Annotated in this window: 24 protein-coding genes, 1 tRNA gene and 1 pseudogene; 17 read left to right on the plus strand and 9 right to left on the minus strand. The window is 46.4% G+C overall.

All coding sequences use genetic code 11. From position 1 onward, the window contains the following. Window positions 1-68: 68 nt before the first annotated feature. The gene (locus tag NDI44_RS05455) at window positions 69-335 is read right to left on the minus strand and encodes a hypothetical protein (protein WP_190412693.1); all 267 of its coding nucleotides are present in this window, start codon (window positions 333-335) and stop codon (window positions 69-71) included. Between the two features lie 158 nt (window positions 336-493). Between NDI44_RS05455 and NDI44_RS05460 the strand changes: the two genes are divergently transcribed. Continuing rightward, window positions 494-2521, plus strand: coding sequence for a pre-peptidase C-terminal domain-containing protein (locus NDI44_RS05460; RefSeq protein ID WP_190412694.1), 2028 nt, complete (start codon window positions 494-496; stop codon window positions 2519-2521). 356 nt (window positions 2522-2877) lie between these two features. Next, window positions 2878-3240, plus strand: coding sequence for a hypothetical protein (locus NDI44_RS05465; protein WP_190412695.1), 363 nt, complete (start codon window positions 2878-2880; stop codon window positions 3238-3240). A 52-nt stretch (window positions 3241-3292) separates the two neighbouring features. Here NDI44_RS05465 and NDI44_RS05470 read toward each other — a convergent pair whose 3' ends face one another. From NDI44_RS05470 to NDI44_RS05485, 4 genes are all read right to left on the minus strand, one after another. After that, window positions 3293-4168: an SDR family oxidoreductase gene (locus tag NDI44_RS05470; protein WP_190412696.1), complete on the minus strand. Its 876-nt coding sequence runs from the start codon at window positions 4166-4168 to the stop codon at window positions 3293-3295. A gap of 49 nt (window positions 4169-4217) precedes the next feature. Then, window positions 4218-4997, minus strand: coding sequence for an exodeoxyribonuclease III (gene xth, locus NDI44_RS05475; protein ID WP_190412697.1), 780 nt, complete (start codon window positions 4995-4997; stop codon window positions 4218-4220). A gap of 94 nt (window positions 4998-5091) precedes the next feature. After that, complete coding sequence (locus NDI44_RS05480; RefSeq protein ID WP_190412698.1) at window positions 5092-6735, minus strand: acetolactate synthase large subunit; 1644 nt, start codon at window positions 6733-6735, stop codon at window positions 5092-5094. Between the two features lie 177 nt (window positions 6736-6912). Next, a complete protein-coding gene (locus NDI44_RS05485) occupies window positions 6913-8280 on the minus strand; it encodes an NAD-dependent succinate-semialdehyde dehydrogenase (protein WP_190412699.1) in 1368 nt (455 codons plus the stop codon). Between the two features lie 559 nt (window positions 8281-8839). Between NDI44_RS05485 and NDI44_RS05490 the strand changes: the two genes are divergently transcribed. After that, a complete protein-coding gene (locus NDI44_RS05490; RefSeq protein WP_190412700.1) occupies window positions 8840-9328 on the plus strand; it encodes a response regulator in 489 nt (162 codons plus the stop codon). Here NDI44_RS05490 and NDI44_RS05495 read toward each other — a convergent pair. Continuing rightward, window positions 9306-9683, minus strand: a complete 378-nt coding sequence (locus NDI44_RS05495) for a DUF2294 domain-containing protein (RefSeq protein WP_190412701.1) — start codon at window positions 9681-9683, stop codon at window positions 9306-9308. The genes NDI44_RS05490 and NDI44_RS05495 overlap by 23 nt on opposite strands. A 686-nt stretch (window positions 9684-10369) precedes the next feature. Between NDI44_RS05495 and NDI44_RS05500 the strand changes: the two genes are divergently transcribed. Beyond that, entirely contained in the window at window positions 10370-10801 is a 432-nt protein-coding gene (locus NDI44_RS05500) for a response regulator (RefSeq protein ID WP_190412702.1), read from the plus strand. Between the two features lie 191 nt (window positions 10802-10992). Here the strand turns inward: NDI44_RS05500 and NDI44_RS05505 are convergent, their stop codons facing one another. Next, window positions 10993-11361 carry a DUF2294 domain-containing protein gene (locus tag NDI44_RS05505; protein WP_190412703.1) on the minus strand — a complete coding sequence of 123 codons (369 nt, stop codon included), beginning with the start codon at window positions 11359-11361 and terminating at the stop codon, window positions 10993-10995. Between the two features lie 124 nt (window positions 11362-11485). Beyond that, window positions 11486-12544, minus strand: a complete 1059-nt coding sequence (locus NDI44_RS05510; RefSeq protein ID WP_190412704.1) for a zinc-dependent dehydrogenase — start codon at window positions 12542-12544, stop codon at window positions 11486-11488. A gap of 102 nt (window positions 12545-12646) precedes the next feature. On the opposite strand from NDI44_RS05510, the gene NDI44_RS05515 reads away from it, so the two are divergent. From NDI44_RS05515 to NDI44_RS05555, 9 genes and pseudogenes are all read left to right on the plus strand, one after another. Continuing rightward, window positions 12647-14572, plus strand: a complete 1926-nt coding sequence (locus tag NDI44_RS05515) for an FAD-dependent oxidoreductase (RefSeq protein WP_190412705.1) — start codon at window positions 12647-12649, stop codon at window positions 14570-14572. Between the two features lie 136 nt (window positions 14573-14708). Next, window positions 14709-14915: a hypothetical protein gene (locus NDI44_RS05520; RefSeq protein ID WP_190412706.1), complete on the plus strand. Its 207-nt coding sequence runs from the start codon at window positions 14709-14711 to the stop codon at window positions 14913-14915. A gap of 362 nt (window positions 14916-15277) precedes the next feature. Further along, window positions 15278-16177, plus strand: a complete 900-nt coding sequence (hetR, locus tag NDI44_RS05525; RefSeq protein WP_190412890.1) for a heterocyst differentiation master regulator HetR — start codon at window positions 15278-15280, stop codon at window positions 16175-16177. Between the two features lie 355 nt (window positions 16178-16532). Next, window positions 16533-19076 (plus strand): nitrite reductase large subunit NirB, encoded by a 2544-nt coding sequence (nirB, locus tag NDI44_RS05530; RefSeq protein WP_190412707.1) that lies wholly within the window; start codon window positions 16533-16535, stop codon window positions 19074-19076. A gap of 44 nt (window positions 19077-19120) precedes the next feature. Next, window positions 19121-19546, plus strand: coding sequence for a hypothetical protein (locus NDI44_RS05535; RefSeq protein WP_190412708.1), 426 nt, complete (start codon window positions 19121-19123; stop codon window positions 19544-19546). A 66-nt stretch (window positions 19547-19612) separates the two neighbouring features. Further along, window positions 19613-19975, plus strand: a complete 363-nt coding sequence (gene nirD / locus NDI44_RS05540; protein ID WP_190412709.1) for a nitrite reductase small subunit NirD — start codon at window positions 19613-19615, stop codon at window positions 19973-19975. A 100-nt stretch (window positions 19976-20075) separates the two neighbouring features. Then, window positions 20076-20658 (plus strand): annotated as a pseudogene (locus NDI44_RS05545) (Uma2 family endonuclease). Window positions 20659-20739: 81 nt separating this feature from the next. Continuing rightward, on the plus strand, window positions 20740-20925 hold the full coding sequence (locus NDI44_RS05550; protein WP_190412710.1) for a hypothetical protein: 186 nt from the start codon (window positions 20740-20742) through the stop codon (window positions 20923-20925). 112 nt (window positions 20926-21037) lie between these two features. Continuing rightward, the gene (locus NDI44_RS05555; RefSeq protein WP_190412711.1) at window positions 21038-21280 is read left to right on the plus strand and encodes a hypothetical protein; all 243 of its coding nucleotides are present in this window, start codon (window positions 21038-21040) and stop codon (window positions 21278-21280) included. 29 nt (window positions 21281-21309) lie between these two features. Here the strand turns inward: NDI44_RS05555 and NDI44_RS05560 are convergent. Further along, window positions 21310-21383: transfer RNA gene (locus NDI44_RS05560), tRNA-Pro, on the minus strand. Window positions 21384-21520: 137 nt separating this feature from the next. On the opposite strand from NDI44_RS05560, the gene lipA reads away from it, so the two are divergent. The 4 genes from lipA to NDI44_RS05580 all read left to right on the plus strand — a co-directional run bounded on the left by lipA (window position 21521) and on the right by NDI44_RS05580 (window position 25884). Further along, the gene (gene lipA / locus NDI44_RS05565; RefSeq protein WP_190412712.1) at window positions 21521-22405 is read left to right on the plus strand and encodes a lipoyl synthase; all 885 of its coding nucleotides are present in this window, start codon (window positions 21521-21523) and stop codon (window positions 22403-22405) included. After that, on the plus strand, window positions 22398-23381 hold the full coding sequence (locus tag NDI44_RS05570) for an NAD(P)H-dependent glycerol-3-phosphate dehydrogenase (protein WP_190412713.1): 984 nt from the start codon (window positions 22398-22400) through the stop codon (window positions 23379-23381). Before lipA ends, NDI44_RS05570 begins: the two co-directional genes overlap by 8 nt. A 386-nt stretch (window positions 23382-23767) precedes the next feature. Further along, entirely contained in the window at window positions 23768-25045 is a 1278-nt protein-coding gene (gene sigC / locus NDI44_RS05575) for an RNA polymerase sigma factor SigC (protein WP_190412714.1), read from the plus strand. 383 nt (window positions 25046-25428) lie between these two features. Next, window positions 25429-25884 carry a transcriptional repressor gene (locus tag NDI44_RS05580; protein ID WP_190412715.1) on the plus strand — a complete coding sequence of 152 codons (456 nt, stop codon included), beginning with the start codon at window positions 25429-25431 and terminating at the stop codon, window positions 25882-25884. The last annotated feature ends 23 nt before the right edge of the window (window positions 25885-25907 follow it).

Below are 25907 nucleotides of genomic sequence, written 5' to 3' on the forward strand. Positions count from 1 at the left end.
AATGGATTGTCGAAAATTAAGAATTTTGGCGTAAGTTATTGTAATTGTAAGTAAATTTACGCGAAAAACTATTGTCCTTCTCCCCTTAGAGAGATTTTGATCGAGTTATATATAAGATACTTTTTTGAATTGTTGGGTGCATTTAAAACTGTGAATGTGGTGAGCAAGACCTTAGATACGCTTGGCATCGACATATCGCGGCAAATCCTCAGATATTCAATAATTTCGATTACCTCACCATTGGCAATTGGCGCAACTTCAATTTTTGCATTCATGGCTTGAGAGAAAGTGCTAGTTGTTGCGTTCAGATAATTTAAAAACCACTGTTTAGTCAATTAATATAACTTTATTTATTGCGCTTGCGATCTTAGCATTCTTAAAAATGTTCTGTCTCTAGATTTAAGGAATTACCCCGTTGTTGCACAATTTTGTGAAGACTTAAAATTGGTAATATATCAGTCTTACGATGCTCCATCGTGGAGAAAGCAAGCAAATGTTAAATGGATTTAAATTCTCAAATGAGCGCCAGTTTTTAAGTGCAGATTTCGCTAATTTTGCACCGCTAGAGTTTGATTCAAAAATAGCCGGAATCTGGTCAGGATTTAGAGGGCTGGGCGATCTGCTACAGCAAAGAAGTCTATTTAAAAGTAGCGCGATCGCTGCGGCTTCTACCGTCAGTGAGGTCGGCGGTACAATTGACACCACCGACCTGAAAAACCCCATCCGTGGCGGTAGCCTTCGGGATGACTATCTGTTGACTGGCATTAGCGCCGGAGAGCAGGTGGAGGTGAAACTAAACTCCACAGAATTTGACGCTTACCTGCAAGTGGTAAATGCCTCTACTGGAGCGGTTGTTACCTTCAACGATGATTTTGAGGGTCTGAACTCTCAAGTAACTTTTACAGCCGCTCAGGGCATTGATTACATTGTTCGAGCCACGACTTATGAACCAGATGCTACTGGTAACTATACTCTTCGTAGCAATTTGGGAGTCCTCAAACCAGCGTCTCCCATCAGTGGAAACCAAAGCTTTAGCGGCGCGATCGCGAATAGCGACCCAAGCAACCCCATTCGTGAAGGCAGTTTTTACGATGGCTATGTGTTAGGCGATTTAGTTGCCGGTCAGCAGGTGCAGGTGAACCTTGATTCGCCTAGTTTTAATGCCTACCTGCAAGTGGTGAATGCTGGAACCGGAGCAGTTGTTGCAGAAAATAATGATTTCAGCGGTACGAACTCGCAGCTAACTTTCACGGTTGCTGAGGGAATTGATTATATTCTGCAAGCTACAACTTTTGAAAAGGGTGCGACTGGCGGCTACACTCTAACTACTAAAATCGCAAGTATTCCAGACCCTTTAGATGCCGGTAATACTCTAGGAACCGCAAAAGCTCAAACTTTAGCAGTTTTCTCAAACAACCAACAAGTCAATGCTAGCGATCGCGATGACTTTTATAGCTTTAATGTTGCTCAATCTGGCATCTTTACCGCTAATTTATCTGCATTGAGTGGTGATGCCGATGTCCGACTCATTCAAGACAGCAACAACAACAGCATTATCGATCAAGGCGAAGTGTTGGGTTGGCAATGGGAGCGCGGGACTAGCAACGAATCAATCCGTCGTTTCCTGAGTGCTGGTAATTACTTTTTGCAAGTAATGAGCTACAACAACCAAGCTGCTAACTATTCTGTGGCGACTACCTTTACTGCTGCTACCAGCGATCCTCTCAGTTTTTCAATCAAAGTCAATTTTGGTCAAGGCTTGGGTAGTTTGAGTACAGAAGCTCTCAATGCTATTACAGAAGCTGCAAAAGTTTGGGAAAAAATTATTCCCTACAGCACCTTTAGCGATTCCCAAATTCTAACCATTGATGTTACGGGGGATACTTTTGGTGAAGATGAATTTCTTGCTTTTGCAGGGCCAAAAGCCTTAGCCTCCGATGCTTTTGGTAATCAAATGACGATATCAGGAGCTTCAACGATTAACACGAGCTTGGCAAATACATACAACAACAATCCAAGTTTCTTACAAGAAACGATGGTGCATGAATTTGGTCACGTTCTAGGAATTGGAACACTTTGGTCAGATTACGGACGCGATTTCATTAATGTCTCCGATGCGACATATAGTGCTAATACCTATGCAGGGTGGGCTTATGGAGAATTAAAAGGTACATTTTTACAAACTGCTGTTCCCGTTCAAAAAGGCGTGTTTGGTCATTGGGATGAAAATGTCTTTGACAATGAATTAATGTCACCTATTGCTGAAAAAAGCTCTGAGTTATTGAGTCAATTAACGATTGCTTCTTTAAAAGATATTGGGTGGAATGTGAACTATGGGGGAGCGGAATCTTATACTCTACCTGGATTCAATACTCCTTCAAATTCATTAAATGCTAACGCTTCGCTGATGAATTCATCTTTTCCGTTACGCTGTGGCTGTGCCGCTCACTTAGCATCTTCAAGCTTAGCGACACTCGGATCTTCGAGCTTAGCTGAGCATATATTTAGTAAAGTAGCTTAATTCTCATCTTTCAAAATAATGTACAACCCCATAGGAGTTAGAAACCTCTGAGGAGCTTTTGAGTCAAATTTGCTATATTCCGACCTGGGAGGAATTCTTTCGTGGATTTTCTAACCTGCGTGACTTGCATAACGATAGGAACTCATACCAAGTTGCTTTCAGACAGGGTAGGTTGGGGAGCCATACAAAAAGCAGGGTTCCCCCCGTTGAGCGCCGTAGTGTTTGAGGTAACGAAACCCAACAAGCCGTTTGAGTTTGATTTCGCGCTCGTTAAAACTAACCTACGATCTTCTCCTCTACAAAGTTTAAGTAGGGAAAGGCAAATTGGGAGCAATTCTCAAAGAGCGAATATGACGATGACAATCAAGTTACTTCCCTACGAAATTTTAGCGAGAACCGCAATTAGCTATGCTGATATTTCTCTGAGTTTTACCAATCCATCTAAAAAAAATCAGTTGATTGAAATTAGCAAAATAGAAATAGTGCCAGCGAAATCTGAGGAAGTTCTTATGAATGCAACTCCTCAAGAATTGGAACGTCCCGCTAAAGTAGTGCTAAAGCCAGGAGAAAGTAAAGTATTGGAGTATCGCCTCAAATGCAAATCGAAAATTTATCGGCGGGGTGAGAACGCGATCGCTCGCATTCACTATCAGCTAAATGGTCAAAGCCAAACCGTTGCTCAGTCAAAGTCTCAAGCAGTTGCCTTTATGATTCCTTAAAATCACCAGACAAGTCTGAATAACAGTGACATTTGCATCTAGTGGTGCAAAATCAAGTACCCAAGTAACGGCGCAAGAAAGTCTCTAGAGATTCCATCTTCATTCCAAAAATTGACTCCAAATTGTCAACTTCGTGGGGTGTGCAGAAAAATTCATTATCCAGTAACGTCCGGAGAGTTCCCAAAGCTTTAGACGCTTGAGGATTTAACAATCCCAGCGCTCCGCGTACCCCATCAAATACCAATAGTGGTGGGTTAATCACGATCGGTTCTTGGTTGAAGATGCGACTGAAAATACGAGGAATATCTTGGCGCTGGAGGATATCTGGACCTCCCACAGGGAAAATTTGATTCCGGGCACCTTCAACGTTGACGGAGTCTATCGCAATCCTCGCTAAGTCATCGGTACTCACAATCGAAGTCCGGCTTTTGGGATCGCCGATAAGCAGATAAATCCCAGTATCCCGAAATCGTTCTGCTAAGGGTAAAAGGTTAGAGGCAAAACCTGAAGGACGCAGGATAGTGTAATTGAGTCCGCTGGCTTGGAGATACTTTTCTACTTCCCGCTTCGCCTTAAAGGATGGTGCGTCTTCGTACCCGCGATCTGCTCCCAGTACCGAAATGAAAACAAAGTGCTGGACGCCAGCTTCTTTTGCCCGGTCAATGAGTTCAATATTCGCTCGGTAGCCTAACGCTTGAGCATCGCTCTCACCGCCGTGAGCAGCGATGATGTACTGAACGCCTTGGCAAGCTTTTTCGATATCTTTATCGCGCTGCAAATCACCAATAAAGATTTCTGCTCCTCGGTGTTCCAGTTCGCTGTAACGGGATGTCAGGCGGACAAATGCTCGCACCGGCATTTCCTTCTCCCGCAGCAGCCGCACAATTCGGCGTCCGAGTCCGCCTGTAGCTCCAGTTACTAAAAACATGATTTTAAGTTCCTAATCAATTTTGGGTATGGGATTGATGCTGGAAAATTTAAAATTCTACAATCACGGGGGTATGGTCGCTGGGTTTGGGCAATTTTCTGGGGGAGCGATCGATGGTGCAGCTGGATGAACGTTCGTAAAGGTCTGGCGTCAAGTAGTGATGGTCAATCCGCCAACCCCAGTTGCGTCGAAACGCCCCAGTTCGATAGTCCCACCAGCTGAAGTGTCCTGTTTCTATTGTGAATTTTCTAAAGGCATCTGCCAAACCCAACTCTAAAATGCTGCTCAAGGCTTGACGCTCTAGATCGGATGCCATAATCCGACCCTTATAACCGAGTGGATCGTGAATATCTCGGTCTTCGGGGGCAATATTGAAATCGCCGCAGATACAGAGGGAACTGGGTTGTTTTTCGAGTATTGCTTGCAGGTACTCGCGGAGGGCTTTCAGCCAAAGCAGCTTGTATTCGTATTTCTCGCTACCGACGGCTGAGCCATTGGGCACATAGAGATTCACGATGCGAATGCCATCGATAACGCCAGTAATGACCCGCTTTTGTTCGTCAAAATCCTCTCTACCCAAAATTGGGGCAAACCCGGTGCTGACATCCTCAAGAGGCGCACGGCTGAGAAGGGCCACCCCGTTATAAGATTTTTGACCGGAAATGTAGAGGTGAAGCCCTAATTCCTCAAAGGGCGATCGCGGAAAATCCTTATCGACTACTTTCGTTTCTTGCAGGCAGAGGACATCGACCGGATTATCCTGCAACCACTGCACCACCTGTTCTAAGCGGCTGCGAATCGAATTGACGTTCCAAGTAGCGATTTTCATGGGTCATTCATGATTGGTCATTGGTCATTGTTCATTAGTCATCGGTCATTGACAACCGACTGATGACTAATGACTAATCACTCATGACTCATGACTATTCCCAAATCTTGCAACTCAAATCGCCAGCCTTTTGCGTGAGGCGGAAGTTTTCGCGGTAATCTACTGGACAATCAATTACCGAGGGAACGTCCTGTTCTAGGGCAGTTTTCAATGTCGGAATCAGATCCGCTGCGGATTCAACCCGATACCCCTTCAGCCCCATACTTTCTGCCAATTTGACAAAATCGGGATTGCTAAAGTGGACAAACGCAGATTCGCCAAAGTGATTGTGTTGCTTCCACTCAATCAAGCCATAGCCCCCATCATTAAAGATTAAGGTGACAAAGGCAGTGCCGACGCGAAGGGCAGTTTCTAATTCCTGGCAATTCATCATAAAGCCACCATCGCCAGTGACAGCAATGACTTTTTTCTGGGGATACACTAACTTGGCGGCTAAGGCACCTGGAATGGCGATACCCATTGCAGCAAAGCCATTGGAGATGATGCAGGTATTCGGGCGATCGCAGTGATAGTGACGGGCGATCCACATTTTGTGCGCCCCGACATCTGAAATCACAATATCTTCTGGCCCCATAACTTGCCGCAAGTCATAAATTATTTTCTGCGGCTTAATCGGAAACCCATCATCATTGGCATACTCTTCATAATCCGCCCGGATATCTGCCCGTAATTGCAAGGCATAAGGATCGGGTTTGCCTTGGCGGTCAGCTCGGTCTAAGATTTCCCGTAGCGAGTCGGAAATATCCCCCACAACTTCCACGAGGGGAATATAGCTGCTATCAATTTCTGCTGGCGTATCCCCAATGTGGATAATCGGAATTTCTCCGAGGGGATTCCACTTTTTGGGAGAATATTCAATCAAGTCGTAACCAATTGCAATTACCAGATCCGTTTTGTCAAAAGCACAACTGATGTGGTCTCGCTGTTGCAATCCCACCGCCCACAAGGCGAGGGGATGGGTGTAGGGAATGACCCCTTTGCCCATGAAGGTATTCACTACGGGAATATTCATCTTTGTGGCAAATTCGGTCAGTGCTAGGCTAGCGTCGGCACGAATCGCCCCATTTCCCACCATAATCAAAGGATTTTTTGCCTGAGAAATGGCTTCAGATGCCTGTTCAAGGCTATGGAAGGCAGCAAAGGTTTTTTCCCCACAATTCTTGTGTAGGGGCTTGCCAGCGGCTGTCATTTCGGCAATGTTTTCCGGCAAATCGATGTGAACTGCCCCTGGTTTTTCGCTCTGAGCAATTTTAAACGCTTTGCGGATAATCTCCGGTGTGTTGCTGGGACGAACAATTTGAGTATTCCATTTGGTGACTGGCTCAAACATCGCCACCAAATCCAGATATTGGTGGGATTCGATGTGCATCCGGTCTGTGCCCACCTGTCCGGTAATTGCCACTAGTGGCGCACCATCAAGGTTCGCATCGGCAACGCCAGTCATCAGGTTGGTGGCACCTGGTCCCAGCGTGGAGAGGCACACTCCGGCTTTTCCGGTCAGGCGTCCGTAGAGATCCGCCATGAAGGCAGCACCTTGTTCGTGGCGGGTAGTAATAAATTTAATCGAAGAGGTTTTTAGGGCTTCCAATATGTCTAGATTTTCTTCGCCAGGAAGCCCGAAAATGTATTCGACTCCTTCATTTTCCAGACATTTAACTAATAGTTCAGCAGTATTCATTTTTCTTACTCCCCTCTGTATGCTCTTGGCATCTGTAGTGGTTCGTTTCTGTGTAGGGGCCAGATGCGCGGATTGCCCCTATTTAGCCCAATACGGGCGGACAGCCGTGCGCCCGTATTGACATCCCCATCCCGCAAGTGGGATGGGATTTAATTCATCGTTAGAATGCACCACCGCTTATTTCACCCACACGGTTTTGATGTTGACAAACTCGTGAATTCCCTCTTTGCTTAACTCGCGTCCGTATCCGGAACGCTTGATACCACCAAAGGGAAGACGCGGATCGGATTTAACCATGCCGTTAATAAACACGGCACCCGCTTCGAGTTCTTCAATCAAGCGATCGCGTTCTGCCTCTACTTGAGTCCAAGCACTGGCACCCAGTCCAAAGGGCGAGGCATTGGCAAGCGCGATCGCGGCGTTGATATCTGGCACTCGGAATAGCAGCGCTACGGGACCAAAAAATTCCTCCGCTTCGGCTGGGCTACCGGCTGGGATATCTGTCAAAATTGTCGGCAGATAAAAGTTACCAGGACGGTCAGATAATGGCTGTCCACCTGTGAGAACTTTTGCTCCCAATTTGGCGCTTTCTTGAACTTGCCAATCCAAATCTTTGAGAATCGATGGGGTTGCCAGTGGCCCTATATCGGTTTCCGGATGCATCGGATCGCCGATTTTGAGTGCCTCAAACTTCTCAATCAAACCTTTTTCAAATTGGTCTGCGATCGCATCCACGACAATGAACCGTTTCGCAGCAATGCATGATTGACCGTTATTCAGCATTCTGGCACTCACTGCTGTCGCAATGGCTGCATCCAAATCGGCGCTTTCTAGGACAATATACGGGTCGCTTCCGCCCAATTCCAGAACGGTTTTCTTAATTTGTTTCCCGGCGGTGGCGGCGAGGCTCATCCCGGCAGGTTCGCTTCCGGTCAAGGTTGCGGCTTTCACTCGCTCGTCTGTTACAATTGCAGCGACTTTATCTGCTCCCACTAGCAAGGTTTGAAAGACACCTTCTGGGAATCCTGCTTTGTGGAAAATCTCCTCCAGAGCCAATGCACACTGAGGCACGTTAGAGGCGTGCTTGAGTAACCCGACATTTCCCGCCATCAGCGCTGGTGCGGCAAACCGAAACACTTGCCAGAAGGGGAAATTCCAAGGCATGACTGCCAAGATGACGCCTAAAGGCTGATAGCGCACAAAGCTGTGGCTGGCGTCGGTTTGGGCTGGAACATCCGCGAGGAATTCGGGGGCGCGTTCGGCGTAGAAGCGACAGACGAGGGCGCATTTTTCCACTTCTGCGATCGCTGATTTTAAAGTTTTCCCCATTTCTAGGGTCATGATTTTGCCAAAGCGTTCGCGATCGCTCTCTAAAATCTCAGCAGCGGCATTCAACCAATCTGCCCTTTTTTGCATGGGTGTCTGCCGATACTGTTTAAAGCTTGATTGCGCTAGTGCTAGCTTCGTTTCAATCTCCGTATCTGTCAGTGCCTCAAACGTTTGAAGCGTTTCCCCAGTTGCTGGGTTAATCGTGGCTATACCCATTGCTTCAACCTCCAATGCCTAATTAGATCGGGGTAGCCCTCAAATCGTGAAGGCTGATTCACCCCATTCATCAACCCGCGCTTTTCTCAAATGCGAACTCCTAGCCGCATCTAAAACGGCATCTACTCTATAGGTCGCATCTGCTTAAAGTTAGTTTCTAGACGCAATTCCTCGCGTCTTATTGCTCCGGTTAATCCCGGGCTAACTCCGGATGATGTGGTACGACTACCAGTCTGCTATCTTGCTACTCCCGAAGATTTCTATTCTAGGTTGCCCCCTAGCCTATGTTTAGTAAGTGCTAAGCATACTTACAAGAATTGTATTTTCTTAACAAAATCTTTAGGTTATTGTAAATTTTATGTACAATAGCAATGTCAATGATAATAAGGCTCCTACTAACTTGGCTCGTCTTTTCCTCTAGATCGAGCATCGGCTCTCCAACTTAGTAGGTTACACGCGAGCCATTCCATTGCAAGCGCTTCGCCACCGCTTAAGGAGTGCCTCGTCCACTCTTCTGGTGAGGGTGACTGCCAGTCTAGAAATTAGCTGGAAATAGAGGATGGATGATTTGGAACTTTCCCACCGTACCCGTCAAAATTTTTTGAGCAGTAGCAATCAGTGTCTTACTGCCAAGTTGCCTGTGGTATTGGCAGTCGATGACGATGAAGACAACTTATTATTGCTTGCTTACGTTTTAGAGCCGCTAAATTGCTCAATCATCACAGCAATTGACGGTCATAGTGCTTTTGAAAAGGCAAGAACCGAACAGCCAAACCTGATTTTGCTGGATATTATGTTGCCTGACTTAGATGGTCTTCAAATTGTCCGTCAACTCAGGGAAGATCCTGAAACCCGGACAATTCCTGTTATCGCCGTCACGGCGCTGGCAAGGGCGGAAGACAGAGATCGCATTCTCACGGCAGGCTGCAATGACTATATTAGCAAGCCTTACTTGCTGGAGGATCTAGAGGCTGTTGTCCGGCGCAACCTGAGATGGAATCCGTCTCAGGTCGATTCGGTGGAATTCAGTCTGGATTGCGCGTCGTAGGGGTTGCGGCTAAAATCGCAACGGTACTGGTACGACTTGTTTTTAGGGCGGAGTCGATCATCAGATCGATGACTGGGACTTTCACCACTTCCTCAATTAGCTGTTTAAGTTGCAGTTGTAGGACGTGGTTTATATTCTCTCGAACTCTCTGTGCCAGCCTTTGCTGACCGCTTTGTGCCAGAAGTTGTTCGGGTCGAGTAATAGAATCTTCGATAAGAATCGCAATTTTGTCACCCATAAATTGGCAAGTCACCTGACTGGGCTGGTGACTTAGTTGGGCGTGGTAGAAAGCCCGAATTTCCTGTGACAGGGTTCGTTCTAATTCACCACGAGTGGGTTTGATTGTGTCCTGCATAGCGATCGCTCTCAGGAAAGGTAAATTCTTTCACCTTTTTTATTAGACTGTAACAGTGCGAGCAATTTTCCGGACATCTCCTAAAGATAGAGATCCACAACATTGGAAAATTTCAATATTTAGTATCTTGACAAGGTTAGTTGTTAAGCGCTAAATCCCTGATGAGGGTAGAGAGTGCCAATCTTACAAAGTAGGGATAGGGTTCGATTCCCCCAAGTATCCGAAACGGTTTTCAATATATTTGTGATGCTTTGCAGCTAACCAAGAAACGCCAAATGTATTCAAAAATTTAGTTTTTCAACGATTCTTAGCACAGAAGTGTGTATATATCTAGTGCTAAAAGTAACAATGAATATTAATGTTTAAGTTGTGCAGTTTTTTAACTAATTTTTTATAGAATCAGGGGACAAGCAACATCACCACTAGCTTGCTGTGTTCTCTTGCCAAGATGAACTTAAAAGATCAACCTAGTGGGGAAGCTACGAGCCAATCGATTCCAAGCGCCAAAAAATGCCGCCTGGGGAATGCCTCGTAATACCGTTTCACTTTTCCCGCAGCCGATCCCTAAACCCTTGTAAAACAAGGGGCAAACAGGGAATCATTCGTGTACCGTCAATCAAGTGAATGGGTATAACTTGGGCAACCCCTCGGTTGTCCACTTCTGGAGAGGATAGCTTCGTATTTTGATGAGTTCCCCCGAACAACGCTTAAATCTGCACTCTTTCTCAAAACCTGCCTCCCAGGCAAATATCGAATCGCCTCTCATTTTGGTTGTAGAAGACAATGAAGACAACTTGCTACTCATGAGCGAAGTGCTACTCGCTCTTGACTGCTCATTTATAACGACAAAGGAGGGTCGGGCAGCTTTATTTATGGCGCAACATTATCAGCCAAAGCTGATTTTGTTGGATATTCTTCTACCTGACATCCACGGCGTAGAAGTTGTGCGTTCTCTAAAACAGAACCCCGAAACGATGAAGATCCCCATTGTTGCTGTGACGGCTTTGGCAAGAGCAGAAGACAGGGAAGGTCTTCTGTTTGCAGGCTGCAATGACTACATTAGCAAGCCTTATGTCATTGATGAGTTAGAAGCTCTCATCGATCGCTATCTCAATTAATTTAAATAAATAAATCTAGATTTATAGATTGAGTCATCAATTGATAAATGGTTGTTTGTTAGTTGTTATAGAGAGACGGGATACCGCGATCGCACAAGGGTCAGATACACCCTAAAAACTGAAAAAGGCTGCTGAGTGCAAACCATCAATATAAATCTATGCTGAGCTAGATACTTAGCAGAGAAGGGGGATTAATTACGAACTTTAGGGGCGTTTGCTAAGACAGCAATCGTACCAGTACGACCTGTATCTACTTTGGCATCGCTGAGCAGGTCAATCACGGATACGCCAACTACTTCCTCAATTAGCGCTTTTAGTTTTGGCTCAAGTGCTTTTTCTAAATCTGTCCTTACTTGCTCAGCCAGCTCTTCTTGACCACTATTTGCTAAAAGTTGTTCTGGTGCCGTGATGGCATTTTCTAGAATAATGGCAATTTTTTCATCAAAAATTTGACAGGTAATTTGACTAGGTTGATGCCCCAGTTGATCCCGGTATAAAGCTTGGATGCGTTGCGATAGAGTTCTTTCTAGTTGTCCGCGCGTCGGAGAGGAAGTATCCATACTTTAAAGATTTTAAAAAAATTCTATCATCAGATAGATGATAAATCTATCTGGTTGCCCTGTCAAAATCTTTAAAAAAAGACTCTCTAAAAGAGAGTTAAATGAAGACAGACTGTTACTAAAATCACTCGGCTGTTTGGGGATAGATGAGAATTTTGTAAGTTTCGGGGGTGGGAGCGATCGCTTGTTCCACAGCAGCAGCTAAATTTTGCAAAGGATAGCGATCGCTAATTAATGCTTCCACATCAATTCGCTGGTTGAATACGATATCTGCTGCCAAATTTTGTATCCGGTAAGAAGAACTATAGCTACCCATTAAATCAATTTCTCGGCGGTAGAGAATATTTGGATTAATCGGGATTTCTACTTCATCAGGAAACTCAGCAAAAAATAAAATTTTACCGCCCCGACGGGTACAATCGAGGGCTTGGAAAAAAGCTTTGTCACTGGGAACTGCAAGCAAAGTCGTATCCACTCCCAATCCGCCAGTAAGCGCTTTAATTTTAGTTGATAAATCCGGGTCGCGGGGATCGAATGCAGCTTCTGCCCCCACGCTCAAAGCTTTCTCAATCCGAGAAGGAATTAAGTCAGTCGCGATCGCTCTAGCTCCGAAATACTTCACCAGCATGATAAACATTAGCCCAATTGGGCCAGCACCTGTAATCAAAACGGTTTGACCAGGAGCAACTTGGGCTTTTTTAACTGCTTTTAGACAGCAATTTGTCGGCTCCACAAAACTCGCTTGCTCAAAGCTGACATTATCCGGAATGGGAATTAATCCGCCGCTGCGGACAATGTGACCGGGCACTTTCACATAATCTGCAAAACCGCCGCCACTGGGAGTAAATCCAGCCGTGGTCGTGACGTTTTTGTAAACATCGCACATCGAGAAGTTGTCGTTGAGGCAATAGTCGCAGCGCATACAAGGAATATGGTGCATGACCACAACTCGTTGCCCAATCTGCCAGCCAGTCACTTCGCTTCCTACAGAAGTAATTACTCCAGCAGTTTCATGACCAAAAATGCGCGGTGGCTGGTAGAGAGGATAGCGAATTTTCTTGATGTCAGACTGACACAATCCCACAACCTTTACTTGTACCAAGACTTCATCGGGTGCAATTTCCGGCGTCGGCACTTCTTCGTAACTGAGCTGATTGACGCCTCTGAATACTTGTGCTTTCATGCTTTTCCTTAAACGATGGACTTTATACTTTCGATAGCCGATTGTTTATAGCTAATTGTCTATTGTTCGCGATCGATTGTCTATTCTGAAACGGAATTGCTGATGAATGAATTAATAGAAGTAGATGTCTTGGTTGTGGGAGGCGGAACGGGAGGAACCGCAGCTGCGATACAAGCTGCCCGTCGCGGTGCCAAGACAATGCTGGTGAGTGAATTTACCTGGCTGGGGGGAATGCTCACCTCAGCGGGGGTTGCTGCCCCGGATGGTAATGAACTTGCTGCCTTTCAAACGGGGCTTTGGGGTGAGTTTTTAGGGGAATTGCGTTCTCGGCAAATGGGAGGCTTAAACAATAGTTGGGTGAGTCTGTTTAGTTACGATCCCCGGATTGGTGCCCAAATATTTGCTGATTGGGTACAAGAATTGCCAAATCTAGACTGGGTTGCGGGGCAAGTGCCCTTAGAGGTTTTGCGAACAGGAGATCGCATCCTCGGCGTTCGATTTGCCGATTTCACCGTTCAATCCAAAATCACCCTAGATGGCACCGAACTGGGAGACTTGCTGCCTCTAGCATCTGTGCCGTATCGCTGGGGATGGGAATTGCAATCAGAGTTTGGCGAACCCAGCGCCCCGCTTTCTCCCAATGAATTGACTCAGCGATACCCAGTCCAGGCTCCCACTTGGGTGGCAATTCTGCAAGATTTCGGTGAGGAAGCAAGTGCGCCGGAAATTTCCCCCCCTCCTTCATCTTTTATCCTTCCTCCTTCATCCTTCCAAGGTAGCTGGGATCGCTACGGTTGGGAGAAATTTCTCAATTATGGGCGTTTACCGGGGAATCTGTTGATGATCAACTGGCCCCTGTGCGGCAATGACTATGGGGAAGGCGTGGGGCGTCTGGTAGAGTCGGAGGCGTCGCGGCATCAATTTCTTCAAGAGAGTCTGTGGCACACTCAAAGCTTTGTCCGCTTTATTCAAACTAAGCTGGGGCGGCGTTACGGCTTAGCGACTCAAATCTTTCCCTCACGCTTGACTCCCAAACTCAATCAAAACTCAATCAAAACTCAAAACTCTCTCGGTGGAGGTGGTTATGCCCTACACCCTTACTTTCGAGAAAGCAGACGCCTTATAGGACTCGCGACCGTGCGAGAGCAGGATATCTTGCCAGTAGCGGGGGGAAAGGTTGCACCCCTACCTGTGGATGCGACTGGGGAGGTGAATGCGATCGCCCTCGGCAACTACCCCAACGACCACCATTACCCTAACTACAACTTTCTTGTTAAACCAAAATCAATTCGCTGGGGTGGACGCTGGACTGGCACTCCTTTCACCCTTCCCTACACTTGTCTAATTCCAGAGTCTGTGGATGGACTGCTGGTTTGCGAAAAAAATATCTCCGTCTCCCATATTGCCAACGGTTCCACCCGGTTACAGCCCATCGTCATGAATATTGGTCAGGCGGCAGGAATGGCGGCGGCGCTTTGCGTGCAGCGAAGTTGTCAACCCAGAGATTTACCTGTCCGAGTCCTGCAAGAAGCATTGTTACAAGATGAGCGATCGCCAGCAGCAATTTTCCCTCTGTTCAATTTACCGCGCGATCGCGCCGACTGGCTGCACAGGCAACGAGATTACTTGGATCGCCCTGACACCTATCCCTTCAATGGCAACTGCCCTTACCTGGAACCCCAGACGCCACAGGATTCAAAATATGTGGAAGTTCCCTCACCCTTTACGAAACACAGCGATGGGGAAGCGGTTGGCGGAAGCATTGAAAAATCCGCTTCAAACTCAGCACTCTTCTGTGGAGTGTTCCATCGCCATGCCGAGCAAGATTACACCTTCACTGTAAAGGAGCCAGCTGCTGGGGAAGAGCAAACCTGGATAGCGATCGCCTTGCGCCCAGAAGTAGACGGAGAACTCCAAACCTGCCTCGATCGGCAGATGCTCTCTGTGTGCGGATATCTCAATCAATCGGGCAAATGGTTGATTGTGGAAAAAATTATTGCTCCTGGGAGCGATCGCACTCATTTTTGAGCCTTAGGCATCGTACCTCTAACCTTAAACAAAAGCAGAACTCAATCGGAACCGACTAAGCTCTAACCGAAATTTTTCCTGGTTAACGATCAAGAACTCCGTATCAGGGACTATAACCCTGACACGGACATCTGCTATGCGCCCTTACACCTCTATCATGTTGTTGAGCTTACTATCAATCTCTTCAGGTAATTTCTTAGGGATCGAGTCCGCCTCTGCCAAGCAACTGCCATCCACGTCTTCCGAGCTAGCCGTATCGCTGAAACGTGGGAACGAACCGTCTCCGGATAAAGGAACCGGACGCCGAGATGCGTTTTCGCCCGAATATATCTCTATCGTCTAGAATTATCCTCTATTTAGCCAAATCTGAACAAGTCATCGATCCGCTTTTCACCTTGCGACTGAGGTCGATGAAAGCTCATTTGAAGGCAGCAAACTAAGCTCTAGCAGGTTTGTGCCAGTGTACTTGGGGCACTATTTGTCTAACTTTGCCTGTCACGGAGAATTTATTCCCTGACAAAAGCTATATATTAGGCCGTCCTTTTCTATAATTAGAGATTATTTACGTTCATGCTATCGGGGTGCTTAGAGTTCAATAGTTTCAGCGAGTGAATTGAACTCACTGCAAATGTGGAAACATAAGCTTTTCACCATTTTCACCAAGGAACCAGTGTTTTGTCCCCTTGCGATGCGATCACCCCTGATATGAGCAACGACCTGGATCTGATCAAAAGCCTTAGCCCCGGTGCGATGGATCAGATCATGTTTTATCTGGCCTTTAGTGCGATGAGAACCGGCGGGCACCGACACGGAGCCTTCCTGGATGCTGCTGCCACGGCAGCAAAGTGCGCGATTTACATGACTTATTTGGAGCAGGGTCAAAATATCCGGATGACGGGGCACCTGCACCACATTGAGCCGAAGCGAGTCAAAGTCATCGTCGAGGAAGTTCGGCAAGCGCTGACCGAAGGGAAACTGCTGAAGATGCTGGGTTCCCAAGAACCTCGGTATTTAATTCAGTTTCCCTATGTTTGGATGGAGCAGTTTCCGTGGCAACCGGGGCGATCGCGCATCTATAGCACCAACCTGACCGCTGACGAAAAGCGATACCTTGAGGAAAAACTGCCAAATAATCTGCCGGATGCCCAGCTAATCAACGCTTTTCAGTTTCTAGAATTAATTGAATTTCTCCACAGTCGTTCCCAGGAAGACTTGCCAGAAGAACGCCGCATTCCTCTAAGCGAAGCATTCGCCGAACACATCAAGCGGCGCTTAATCTATTCCGGTACGGTAACGCGAATTGATTCTCCTTGGGGATTGCCCTTCTACGCCCTCACCCGTGCTTCCTACTCACCCGCTGAGGACGAAGAACGCACTTATATCATGATTGAGGATACTGCCCGGTACTTCCGACTGATGAAAGATTGGGCAGACCGACAGCTAAATGTGATGCGAATACTAGAGGAACTGGATATTCCACCGGATCGCATTGAGGCAGCCATGCAAGAACTGGATATGGTCATCCGGGATTGGGCAGATAAATATCACCGCGCCGACGGTCAGCCAGTGCTTCTACAAATGGTTTTTGGTCCAAAAGAAGAATAAAACTTAAGTCACATTTTCGTTGAGCAGGGTGGGCATTGCCCACCCTGCTTCAGTTAGAAGCTACATCGGTAAAATTTTTGCCTTAAGTCGGGGAAAAATTAACTTAGCTTTGTGTAGGCATTGCCCCAATAGTTTGATGCTGAATGCGCGGTTCTACAAACAAATTTGAAATAAGTATCGCTGCTCAGTTGACCCACATTGGTATAAAGTTTTTCCTCCTCATGCAAAAACACAATCGGGATCATTCGCACACTGCATAGCCAAACAGTTTAGTGTAACAATTTTTACAAACTTACTTTGAAATTTTTTATACGACTAATTAAGAAGATTGTAAAAATAGGCGTTATAAAACTGCATGACCGGCAAAAAGAATCTTATTGTTATTGGCAACGGTATGGTAGGACACAAGTTTCTAGAACTGATGATCGCCAAGGGAGCGGCGCAGGAATGGAACTTGATCGCATTTTGCGAAGAGCCGCGTGTTGCTTACGATCGGGTTAATTTGAGTGGCTTCTTTTCGGGCAAAACTGCGGCAGATTTATCATTGGTTCAACCAGGTTTGTACCAAGAAAACGGAGTTGAGATTCATATCGGTGATAAGGCAGTTGCGATTAACCGGGAAGAAAAAACAGTTACATCAGCGAATGGTATAACAATCGCCTATGACAAAATTGTTCTAGCAACAGGCTCCTATCCTTTTGTACCGCCAATTAAAGGGAATGATGCGAAAGGTAATTTTGTCTACCGGACAATAGATGACCTTGAGGCAATGTCATCCTATGCGAAAAATTGCCAAACTGGTGTCGTCGTTGGGGGTGGATTATTAGGTTTGGAATGTGCGAACGCTCTCAAAAATATGGGTTTAAAAACCCATGTTGTTGAGTTCGCAGCCAGATTAATGCCACTACAAATTGATGATGTCGGTGGCAACATCCTTCGCAACAAGATAGAAGAACTTGGGGTTTCAATTCATACCAGTAAATCTACAACGGAAATTGTCAGCATTGATGGCAAGGTTACTAAAATGACCTTTGCTGATGGTGAAGAGTTAGAAACAGATATGATTGTCTTTTCTGCGGGAATTCGCCCTCGCGATGAAATCGCTAGAGGATGTGGATTAGCAGTAGGCGATCGCGGTGGTATCATTATCAACGATTCTTGCCAAACTTCCGATCCAAATATTTATGCCATTGGAGAATGCGCCCTCTATCAAAATCGAATTTACGGCTTAGTCGCTCCTGGCTATACAATGGCAAGCGTAGCGGCAGATATCCTGAGCAAAACGGCGACGAGCAGCTTTACCGGCGCGGATATGTCCACCAAACTCAAATTGTTGGGAGTGGATGTTGCCAGTTTCGGGGATGCCTTTGCCAAATCTCCCGGCGCTAAAGAAATTGCCATTACTGATAGCATCCAGGGTGTTTACAAAAAACTGGTTCTAAATGAAGATGGTAGCCATCTTTTAGGCGGAATTTTAGTAGGAGATGCTTCAGCTTACGGTACGCTGCTGCAATTTGTGCAGAATGCGATCGCCCTCCCGCCTCATCCAGAAGATTTGCTGATGCCACCCCGCGAAGGCAAGTCTGCCACAGTCGGTATGGGTGTGGAGAGTTTACCAGATACTGCCCAAATTTGCTCTTGCAATAATGTTAGCAAAGAGCAAATTTGTAGCGCTATCCAAGAAGGAAAACTCACTGATATTGCCGGTGTCAAGAAATGCACCCAAGCCGGGACAGGTTGCGGCGGTTGCGTGCCACTGGTAACGGATATCCTTAAAGCTGAGATGAAGAAAGCGGGGATAGAAGTCAAAAATCATCTCTGCGAACACTTCGCCTATTCCCGTCAGGAACTTTATCACTTAGTGCGTTCTCAAAAAATCCTGACTTTTGAAGATTTAATTCAAAAACACGGGAAAGGTAAGGGTTGTGAAATTTGTAAGCCTGCGGTTGCCTCTATTCTCGCTTCTACTTGGAACGAGTATATTTTGGAAATCCCACACGTCGGTTTACAGGATACCAATGATTATTACTTGGCAAATATTCAGAAGGATGGAACTTATTCAGTAATCCCCAGAGTTCCCGGTGGTGAACTAACGCCAGATCAGCTAATTGTGTTGGGAGAAGTTGCTAAAGATTTTGGTCTTTATACCAAAATTACAGGCGGACAGCGGATCGATTTATTAGGTGCGCGGGTAGATCAATTACCCCAAATTTGGCAGCGGCTGATAGATGCTGGATTTGAATCGGGACACGCTTATGGGAAGGCACTCCGCACAGTCAAATCTTGTGTAGGTAGCACCTGGTGCCGCTTTGGGGTTCAGGATTCAACCACTTTGGCGATTGAGATCGAACTGCGATATCGAGGCTTGCGATCGCCCCACAAATTAAAATCAGCTGTATCGGGTTGTACCCGCGAATGTGCCGAAGCTCAAAGCAAGGATTTTGGGATCATTGCTACCGAAAATGGCTGGAATTTATATGTATGTGGCAATGGTGGAATGAAGCCACAACACGCAGTTTTGTTAGCAACAGATATTGACAAGGAAACGCTGATTAAATATTTGGATCGGTTCTTGATGTTCTATATTCGCACCGCGAATCGACTAGAACGCACTGCAACTTGGTTCAATAAGCTGGAAGGAGGCATCGAGTACCTGAAGCAGGTAGTTATTGAAGATTCTCTGGGCATTTGTGCTGAATTAGAATCAGAAATGCAGCATCTTGTCAATACCTATCAGTGTGAGTGGAAAGCCACAATTGAAGATCCAGAAAAAGTGAAGCGATTCCGTCACTTTGTCAATTCTGACCAACCCGATCCTGGTTTAGTTCATGTAGAGGAACGGGGGCAAAAACGTCCAGCTTATGACCACGAGAAGGTTTTAGTTGGTATTTCCGAATAAGCTGACTGTTGCTCTGGTGCATTACCTACAGTTTAAAAAAACTGATGTTATTTCAAGTAGGAAAAACATACACACGCTATCAAATTCATTCTGCATTGGGTGGAGAACTCCAAACTTATCTTCCTCAGCGTGCTGGAAAGATTGTGTGTGGATGTTTTAAGCCTACCCTGGACTCAAAAGCTCCTGATGAAGTTTTGGTAGAAGATTCACCAAAAGTAAAACAGAAAGCTGAGATACTCTGCCAACAAGGAGGTGCTATTCCAGTGTTCCTCAAGCTACATCGAGCTAGGTGGAAGTATATAGGAATGTTTCGTGTCAAGAAACATTCCGTTGACCTAGAAGAAATTAGGCGTAAGCAGCAGGAATCAGGCAGAAATAACATTGCAGCCGTGCTGTATTTGGAACCTGTGTTAAGCGAACTATGCAGTACGGTTCAAATAACCAAAGAGCGAGTTTTTGAGTTAGTTTGACTTGCTGCAATGTGTTGAATTTTTCAAGCTAGGCTACACCAATCCGTTAATCAATAGGAAAAGAAAATGGTTCAAGCATTACCGATTCGTCAGACAATTTCTACATGGGTTGATATTTGTCCGCTGTCAGCGATCGCGCCCAACACTGGAGTTTGCGCTTTAGTTGAAGATCAACAGGTGGCAATTTTCCGTGTGGGACAAGAAACTGATGTATTTGCGCTAGGCAATTACGATCCCTTTAGTAAAGCCTTTGTCCTATCGCGGGGAATTTTAGGCGATCGCAATGGCATTCCCAAAGTTGCATCCCCCATCTACAAGCAAAATTTTAACTTGCTCACCGGAGAATGCTTAGACGATGAAACCGTAAGCGTTCCTACTTTTCCTGTAAGAGTGGTGGAAGATAAAGTGCAGGTAGCTATTAGCGAATAACTACTGCTACATTTCATCAAAGAACCCGGTTTCAGAAGAGAAACCGGGTTCTTTAATAGGGATACTACTATATATACAGCTAATGAAAAGGAGTTCTCCTATGCAGCCTACGGTAACTAATGGAGTGCGTTGGGCTACTACAGATATCAACCTCTTACCTGAAAACGAAGGCACGCGCTATGAGATTATTGATGGAGAGTTGTTTATGACCAGAGCGCCCCACTGGAAGCATCAACGCACCTGCTTCAACATCTGTTGAGAAGTCGATGCTTGGTCTGTTTTTAGTGGTTTAGGGCAAGCCAGCATCACTCCAGGTGTGCTATTCAGCGAATCAGATAACGTCATACCAGATGTAGTGTGGGCTAGTAACGGAAGATTAGCTGTATTGCTAGACGAGGCGGGACATCTAACAGGCGCACCAGAATTAGTGGTGGAAGTGTTATCACCTGGTATAGAGAATGAACGCCAAGATAGAGAACCTAAACTCAAACTTTACGCATCACGGGGAGTCCAAGAGTATTGGATTGCTGATTGGCGCTTGCAACAAGTTGAAATCTACCACCGCGAAAATGCGACGCTAAAATGCGACGCCAAAATTGATAGCAACGCTACTAAATAATGATGAGTTAAGTTCACCTCTATTGCCAGATTTTACCTGCACTGTGGCTCGGTTTTTTGTGTAGGAAAGTGGTAGGGAAAAAGGCGATCTCCACTAGCTGTGCTTACTTTTAGAAGCTGTTTTAAAAGTCTAATAAGTTGTTATTTTGCATCCTGAGTGGAGTGAAGCGCAACGCTCAAGGCGCGATCGCTTCCCTCATTCAGTGTCCCCACCCACCCCTAAAAAAATACATCTAGCCAGAGCAAAATTACTGGCTGACAACGGGGTCAAGATGCGATCGCACCCCATCTCACTCCATCAGCAAAGTGCGATCGCTCTCAACTCGGACTAAGTCTTCAGACTGATGTATAGCTGCAATAAAATTTCAACACTTGTGGCATAACTGACAGAAAAAATCTGTAGTTATAAAATCTCATTTGTGCCTTATAGCCGGAGGAAAAACAATGTTTTCAAATCAACCGAAGCACGTTGATGCCGTTGGCGCTGATAACACTGGCAGTGGGTTTCTCACCCCTGATGCTGGCCCCGATACCGCACGCGCCGATTATTCTGAGGAATCGGATCTAAATGACGCAACTCATGATTATGACAACGTTGATGAACTTGTTCCCGATACCTCTGTTGAGGAGTCTAGGGGTAACGTTGTCGATCGTCAAATGAGAATTATTGGACGCACTTCAGGATGACATCGCAAGTGTCATTCAAAAAATCAAAATCGGGATGACAGGATTTGAACCTGCGACCCCCTCGTCCCGAACGAGGTGCGCTACCAAGCTGCGCTACATCCCGTTGTCATAAGTGACAAACTAGATCCACAATATCACGCCAAATCCCAAATCACCAACCCACTCCACCAGAAATTAATTCACTGAGTCCGTTGCTTGCTACGATAAACTCTGTATGACTGAAAGTGGAAAAAGCGGGTTGTGGCTGTTAAACCAGATTGGTTGCGCGTCAAAGCGCCTCAGTGGGAGCGAGTCGGTAGTGTTAAAGAAATTTTGCGGGATTTGGGGCTGAATACCGTTTGTGAGGAAGCCTCTTGCCCCAACATCGGCGAGTGTTTCCAAGCCGGTACAGCGACATTCTTAATTATGGGGCCAGCCTGCACGCGGGCTTGCCCCTATTGCGATATCGACTTTGAGAAAAAGCCCAAAGCGCTTGACCCCACGGAACCAGAAAACTTGGCGGAGGCAGTTAGACGACTCCGACTCAATCATGTCGTAATTACCTCCGTGAACCGGGATGACTTGCCGGATGGCGGTGCGTCTCAGTTTGTCCGCTGCATTCAAGCGGTACGCGCCACCTCACCAAAGACGACAATTGAGGTATTGATTCCTGACTTGTGCGGCAACTGGGGGGCACTCGAAACAATCCTCCAGGCATCACCCGAAGTGCTAAACCACAATACAGAAACGGTTCCCAGCCTTTACCGGCGGGTGCGTCCTCAAGGAAATTATCAGCGATCGCTCGAACTACTACATCGAACCCGCGAGTTAGCCCCTTGGGTTTACACAAAATCTGGTTTGATGGTAGGGCTGGGAGAAACTGACGCCGAAATCCGGCAGGTAATGCAAGATTTACGAGATGTCGATTGCGATATTTTGACGATTGGGCAATATCTCCAACCCTCCCAAAAACATTTGAAAGTCGATAGCTTTGTCACACCTGCTCAGTTTGATGCTTGGAGACAGTTTGGCGAGTTGCTGGGTTTCCTGCAAATCGTCTCCTCTCCCCTGACTCGGAGTTCTTATCATGCCGAACAGGTGCGGGAATTGATGGAACGCTATCCTCGATTCAAGAGTTATGAGTGACCAGAACTCCTCTAACTCAATCAAAACCATTCCCTTGAGGGAAGCGAAAGGTCAAAACTCAAAACTCACGATAGCGATTCTTGGATCGGGCGCTTGGGGTACGACCCTTGCCTCTCTCGCATCTCAGAACGGTCATCACGTCCGTGTGTGGTCGCGTCAGTCTTCCCTATGCTTAGAGGCGGTTCTAGAGAATGCTGAAATTGTTTTATCCGCCATCTCGATGAAAGGTGTCGGCGAGGTTGCGGCGAATGTACAAAAGGCTGTCTCTTCTAAGCCAATTTTCGTCACCGCTACCAAAGGATTAGATCCTGTCACTACCTGCACCCCTTCACAAATTTGGCAGGCGGCATTTCCGACTCGCCCAGTGGTCGTTCTATCGGGGCCAAATCTTGCTAAAGAAATTCAACAAGGATTGCCAGCTGCTACGGTGGTAGCCAGCCGGGATGCTGCCGCTGCCTCGTCGGTGCAAGCGGTGTTTTCGTCCCCCAGTTTTCGGGTTTATACCAATGCTGATCCTTTGGGAGTGGAACTCGGCGGAACGCTAAAAAACGTGATGGCGATCGCTGCCGGTACTTGTGATGGGTTGCAATTGGGAACGAATGCCAAAGCCGCTTTGTTAACCCGTGGTCTCACTGAAATCATCCGCATCGGCAACTGCTGGGGGGCACAACCTGAAACGTTTTATGGATTGTCAGGACTTGGTGACTTACTCGCCACCTGCAACAGCAGTCTCAGTCGCAATTATCAGGTTGGTTACAGGTTGGCTCAAGGTAAGACACTCTCCGAAGTTTTAACCGAGCTGGAAGGAACCGCTGAAGGGGTCAACACCGCTTCCGTGCTGATTCAACGAGCGGATCGAGAAGAAATTTCAGTTCCGATTTCTTACCAAGTCTATCGCTTGCTCAAAGGGGAAGTTACCCCACTCTCAGCAGTTGAAGCACTCATGCTAAGAGACAGCAAACCTGAGTATAGCTAGGTTTTAGCCTTTAAAACCATCTATAGGGAACTCTTTGAGCCAATATTCTTTCTTAACCCTAGGGATTTTTCAGGAAATCCTTCAATTGGTGATGTAGATTAACTTGGCCTTTGACCCAAATCACTACTCTAAGATTGAGCGCTGCCTATACTACCCAAAGATAGAAATCTGAATCCTACTAGAGACAGGTTTTTCTGAATGTCACGTCGTCCCTGCCTGCATAACCATCGATATCGATGAATTCAGTAAGTGTCATGCAGCTAGATGTAACAGAAAGTAACAGAAAGGTAAGCATTAGCTGTTTCGTCCTGGAGGGTGGGAATTCTAGCAATAAGTAGTGAAGTGATTAATTGAAAGACTATTCCGGACGCAATTGAGAGATCCCTATGCCAGCCACTCCTTTTTATGCAGAGACAGATACAGAATTTGACTCCGAGTTGCCAGATTACAACTTTGGGTCTGCCGTGTTGAACGACGATGCTCGACCCCCGGTGGATGATCTCGATAGCCCTGAGATGGAAGGTCTAGATGCAGAGTACGGGCGACTCGGCGAGGCATCTCTACGGGCAACTGCCAGCCGTCGTACTACCGATCTGGTTCGGTTATATCTTCAGGAAATTGGCCGGGTTCGGTTACTAGGGCGAGATGAGGAAGTCTCGGAAGCTCAAAAAGTCCAGCGTCATATGCGGTTGCTGGAGCTGAGAAATGATACTGCCAACCAGGCAGATCCAGTGATTCAGCCGTATGTGCATCTGATTGAAGTACACGATCGTCTAGCATCTCAGTTGGGGCACCGTCCTTCTTTGGAACGGTGGGCGACGGAAGCGGGTATTGAGCTGAGCAAACTGAAGCCCACATTAGCTGCTGGGAAGCGTCGCTGGGCAGAAGTAGCAGGTCTGGCAGTTGAAGAGCTAGAGCGGATTCAGGCTACTGGCATTCGCGCCAAAGAACACATGATCAAGGCCAACCTGCGTCTAGTGGTTTCTGTGGCGAAGAAGTATCAAAATCGCGGATTGGAATTGTTGGATTTAGTCCAGGAAGGAACCCTTGGGCTAGAACGGGCGGTTGAGAAGTTCGATCCGACCAAGGGTTATCGGTTTAGCACCTATGCTTACTGGTGGATTCGCCAAGGAATTACCAGAGCGATCGCAACTCAAAGTCGTACTATCCGCCTGCCGGTTCACATCACCGAAAAGCTCAACAAAATTAAGAAAGCTCAGCGCAAAATTTCTCAAGAAAAAGGTCGCACGGCAAGCATTGAGGATATCGGCGTTGAGTTAGAAATGACACCGGAGCAGGTACGGGAAGTTTTACTTCGGGTGCCTCGTTCTGTCTCTTTAGAAATTAAAGTAGGAAAGGAGAAAGACACAGAATTAGGCGACTTGCTGGAAACAGACAGCATATCTCCCGAAGAAGTGTTGATGCGAGAAGCTTTACACCGAGATTTGCAGCAGCTGCTTGCCGATCTCACCAGCCGCGAGCGAGATGTGATTCGGATGCGGTTTGGCTTAGGAGATGGTCATCCTTACTCCTTGGCAGAAATTGGTCGCGCTCTGGATTTATCTAGAGAACGAGTTCGTCAAATTGAAGCCAAAGCTTTACAAAAGTTGCGGCAACCCAAGCGCCGCAACCGTGTACGCGACTATCTGGAGTCCTTAGGCTAAGAAATAGTAATTTCATTTTCACAACTGCCCAATACTAATTTCTCAAAACCCCCCTTTTTAAGGAGGGTTTTGTGATTTCAAATATAGAAAGTCAGGGAGCGGCAAGCAGTGGTAAAAAGCGGTAAATACTGCACCCAGCAGGGACAAGGCATCAAACTAGATCCCACAAGTAACAACTGACACTCACAGCAGTGGTCAAAAGGAAAAAAGAAAAAAGCAAAAGATATAATTCTTAACTTATCTTGCTTCCTTTTTCCAGTTGCTTTCCCTATTTCTTCGCCTTGTTTCTTATTAAATATTATTCTCAATAAGCTTCGATTGTTGCAAATATTCTAGGAATTCGCTATTCTTCTCAATAGGGCTACTTTCTTGAGAAGGTCAACATGTCTTTCTACACAGCAACCTCACTCAAGGCTGAACTGAACGAGCGGGGCTGGCGTTTAACTCCCCAACGGGAAACCATCCTGAATGTCTTTCAACATCTTCCCAGAGGTCAGCATCTTAGTGCTGAAGACCTCCACGAGTTGTTGCACAGTGAAGGTGAGGACATAAGCTTATCCACCATTTACCGAACCTTAAAGTTGATGGCTCGGCTGGGCATTTTGCGCGAACTTGAACTGGCAGAAGGACATAAGCATTACGAACTCAATCAACCTTATCCTCATCACCATCACCATTTGATCTGTGTTCGGTGTAACAAGACGATTGAATTCAAAAATGACTCGATTTTAAAAACCGGCACCAGAACAGCCAGAAAAGAAGGGTACCACCTGCTTGACTGTCAGATGACGATTCACGCTATCTGTCCAACTTGCCAGCGGGCGTTACTACCCATTTAAAAAGCGATCGAGTAGGGTTAGGG

The organism is Trichocoleus sp. DQ-A3, from assembly GCF_039961975.1.
GTDB lineage: Bacteria > Cyanobacteriota > Cyanobacteriia > Cyanobacteriales > FACHB-T130 > FACHB-T130.

What these genes read in the sequence shown, in the direction of transcription:
- xth (WP_190412697.1), bottom strand. Translation starts at nt 4,997, where the DNA reads ATGAAAATCGCTACTTGGAACGTCAATTCGATTCGCAGCCGCTTAGAA.
- NDI44_RS05555 (WP_190412711.1), top strand. Translation starts at nt 21,038, where the DNA reads ATGTTTTCAAATCAACCGAAGCACGTTGATGCCGTTGGCGCTGATAAC.
- NDI44_RS05515 (WP_190412705.1), top strand. Translation starts at nt 12,647, where the DNA reads ATGAATGAATTAATAGAAGTAGATGTCTTGGTTGTGGGAGGCGGAACG.
- sigC (WP_190412714.1), top strand. Translation starts at nt 23,768, where the DNA reads ATGCCAGCCACTCCTTTTTATGCAGAGACAGATACAGAATTTGACTCC.
- NDI44_RS05495 (WP_190412701.1), bottom strand. Translation starts at nt 9,683, where the DNA reads ATGCAGGACACAATCAAACCCACTCGTGGTGAATTAGAACGAACCCTG.
- NDI44_RS05500 (WP_190412702.1), top strand. Translation starts at nt 10,370, where the DNA reads ATGAGTTCCCCCGAACAACGCTTAAATCTGCACTCTTTCTCAAAACCT.
- NDI44_RS05580 (WP_190412715.1), top strand. Translation starts at nt 25,429, where the DNA reads ATGTCTTTCTACACAGCAACCTCACTCAAGGCTGAACTGAACGAGCGG.
- NDI44_RS05505 (WP_190412703.1), bottom strand. Translation starts at nt 11,361, where the DNA reads ATGGATACTTCCTCTCCGACGCGCGGACAACTAGAAAGAACTCTATCG.
- NDI44_RS05535 (WP_190412708.1), top strand. Translation starts at nt 19,121, where the DNA reads ATGTTATTTCAAGTAGGAAAAACATACACACGCTATCAAATTCATTCT.
- NDI44_RS05470 (WP_190412696.1), bottom strand. Translation starts at nt 4,168, where the DNA reads ATGTTTTTAGTAACTGGAGCTACAGGCGGACTCGGACGCCGAATTGTG.
- NDI44_RS05570 (WP_190412713.1), top strand. Translation starts at nt 22,398, where the DNA reads ATGAGTGACCAGAACTCCTCTAACTCAATCAAAACCATTCCCTTGAGG.
- NDI44_RS05485 (WP_190412699.1), bottom strand. Translation starts at nt 8,280, where the DNA reads ATGGGTATAGCCACGATTAACCCAGCAACTGGGGAAACGCTTCAAACG.
- NDI44_RS05490 (WP_190412700.1), top strand. Translation starts at nt 8,840, where the DNA reads ATGGATGATTTGGAACTTTCCCACCGTACCCGTCAAAATTTTTTGAGC.
- nirD (WP_190412709.1), top strand. Translation starts at nt 19,613, where the DNA reads ATGGTTCAAGCATTACCGATTCGTCAGACAATTTCTACATGGGTTGAT.
- NDI44_RS05460 (WP_190412694.1), top strand. Translation starts at nt 494, where the DNA reads ATGTTAAATGGATTTAAATTCTCAAATGAGCGCCAGTTTTTAAGTGCA.
- NDI44_RS05510 (WP_190412704.1), bottom strand. Translation starts at nt 12,544, where the DNA reads ATGAAAGCACAAGTATTCAGAGGCGTCAATCAGCTCAGTTACGAAGAA.
- NDI44_RS05520 (WP_190412706.1), top strand. Translation starts at nt 14,709, where the DNA reads ATGCGCCCTTACACCTCTATCATGTTGTTGAGCTTACTATCAATCTCT.
- hetR (WP_190412890.1), top strand. Translation starts at nt 15,278, where the DNA reads ATGAGCAACGACCTGGATCTGATCAAAAGCCTTAGCCCCGGTGCGATG.
- NDI44_RS05465 (WP_190412695.1), top strand. Translation starts at nt 2,878, where the DNA reads ATGACAATCAAGTTACTTCCCTACGAAATTTTAGCGAGAACCGCAATT.
- nirB (WP_190412707.1), top strand. Translation starts at nt 16,533, where the DNA reads ATGACCGGCAAAAAGAATCTTATTGTTATTGGCAACGGTATGGTAGGA.
- NDI44_RS05480 (WP_190412698.1), bottom strand. Translation starts at nt 6,735, where the DNA reads ATGAATACTGCTGAACTATTAGTTAAATGTCTGGAAAATGAAGGAGTC.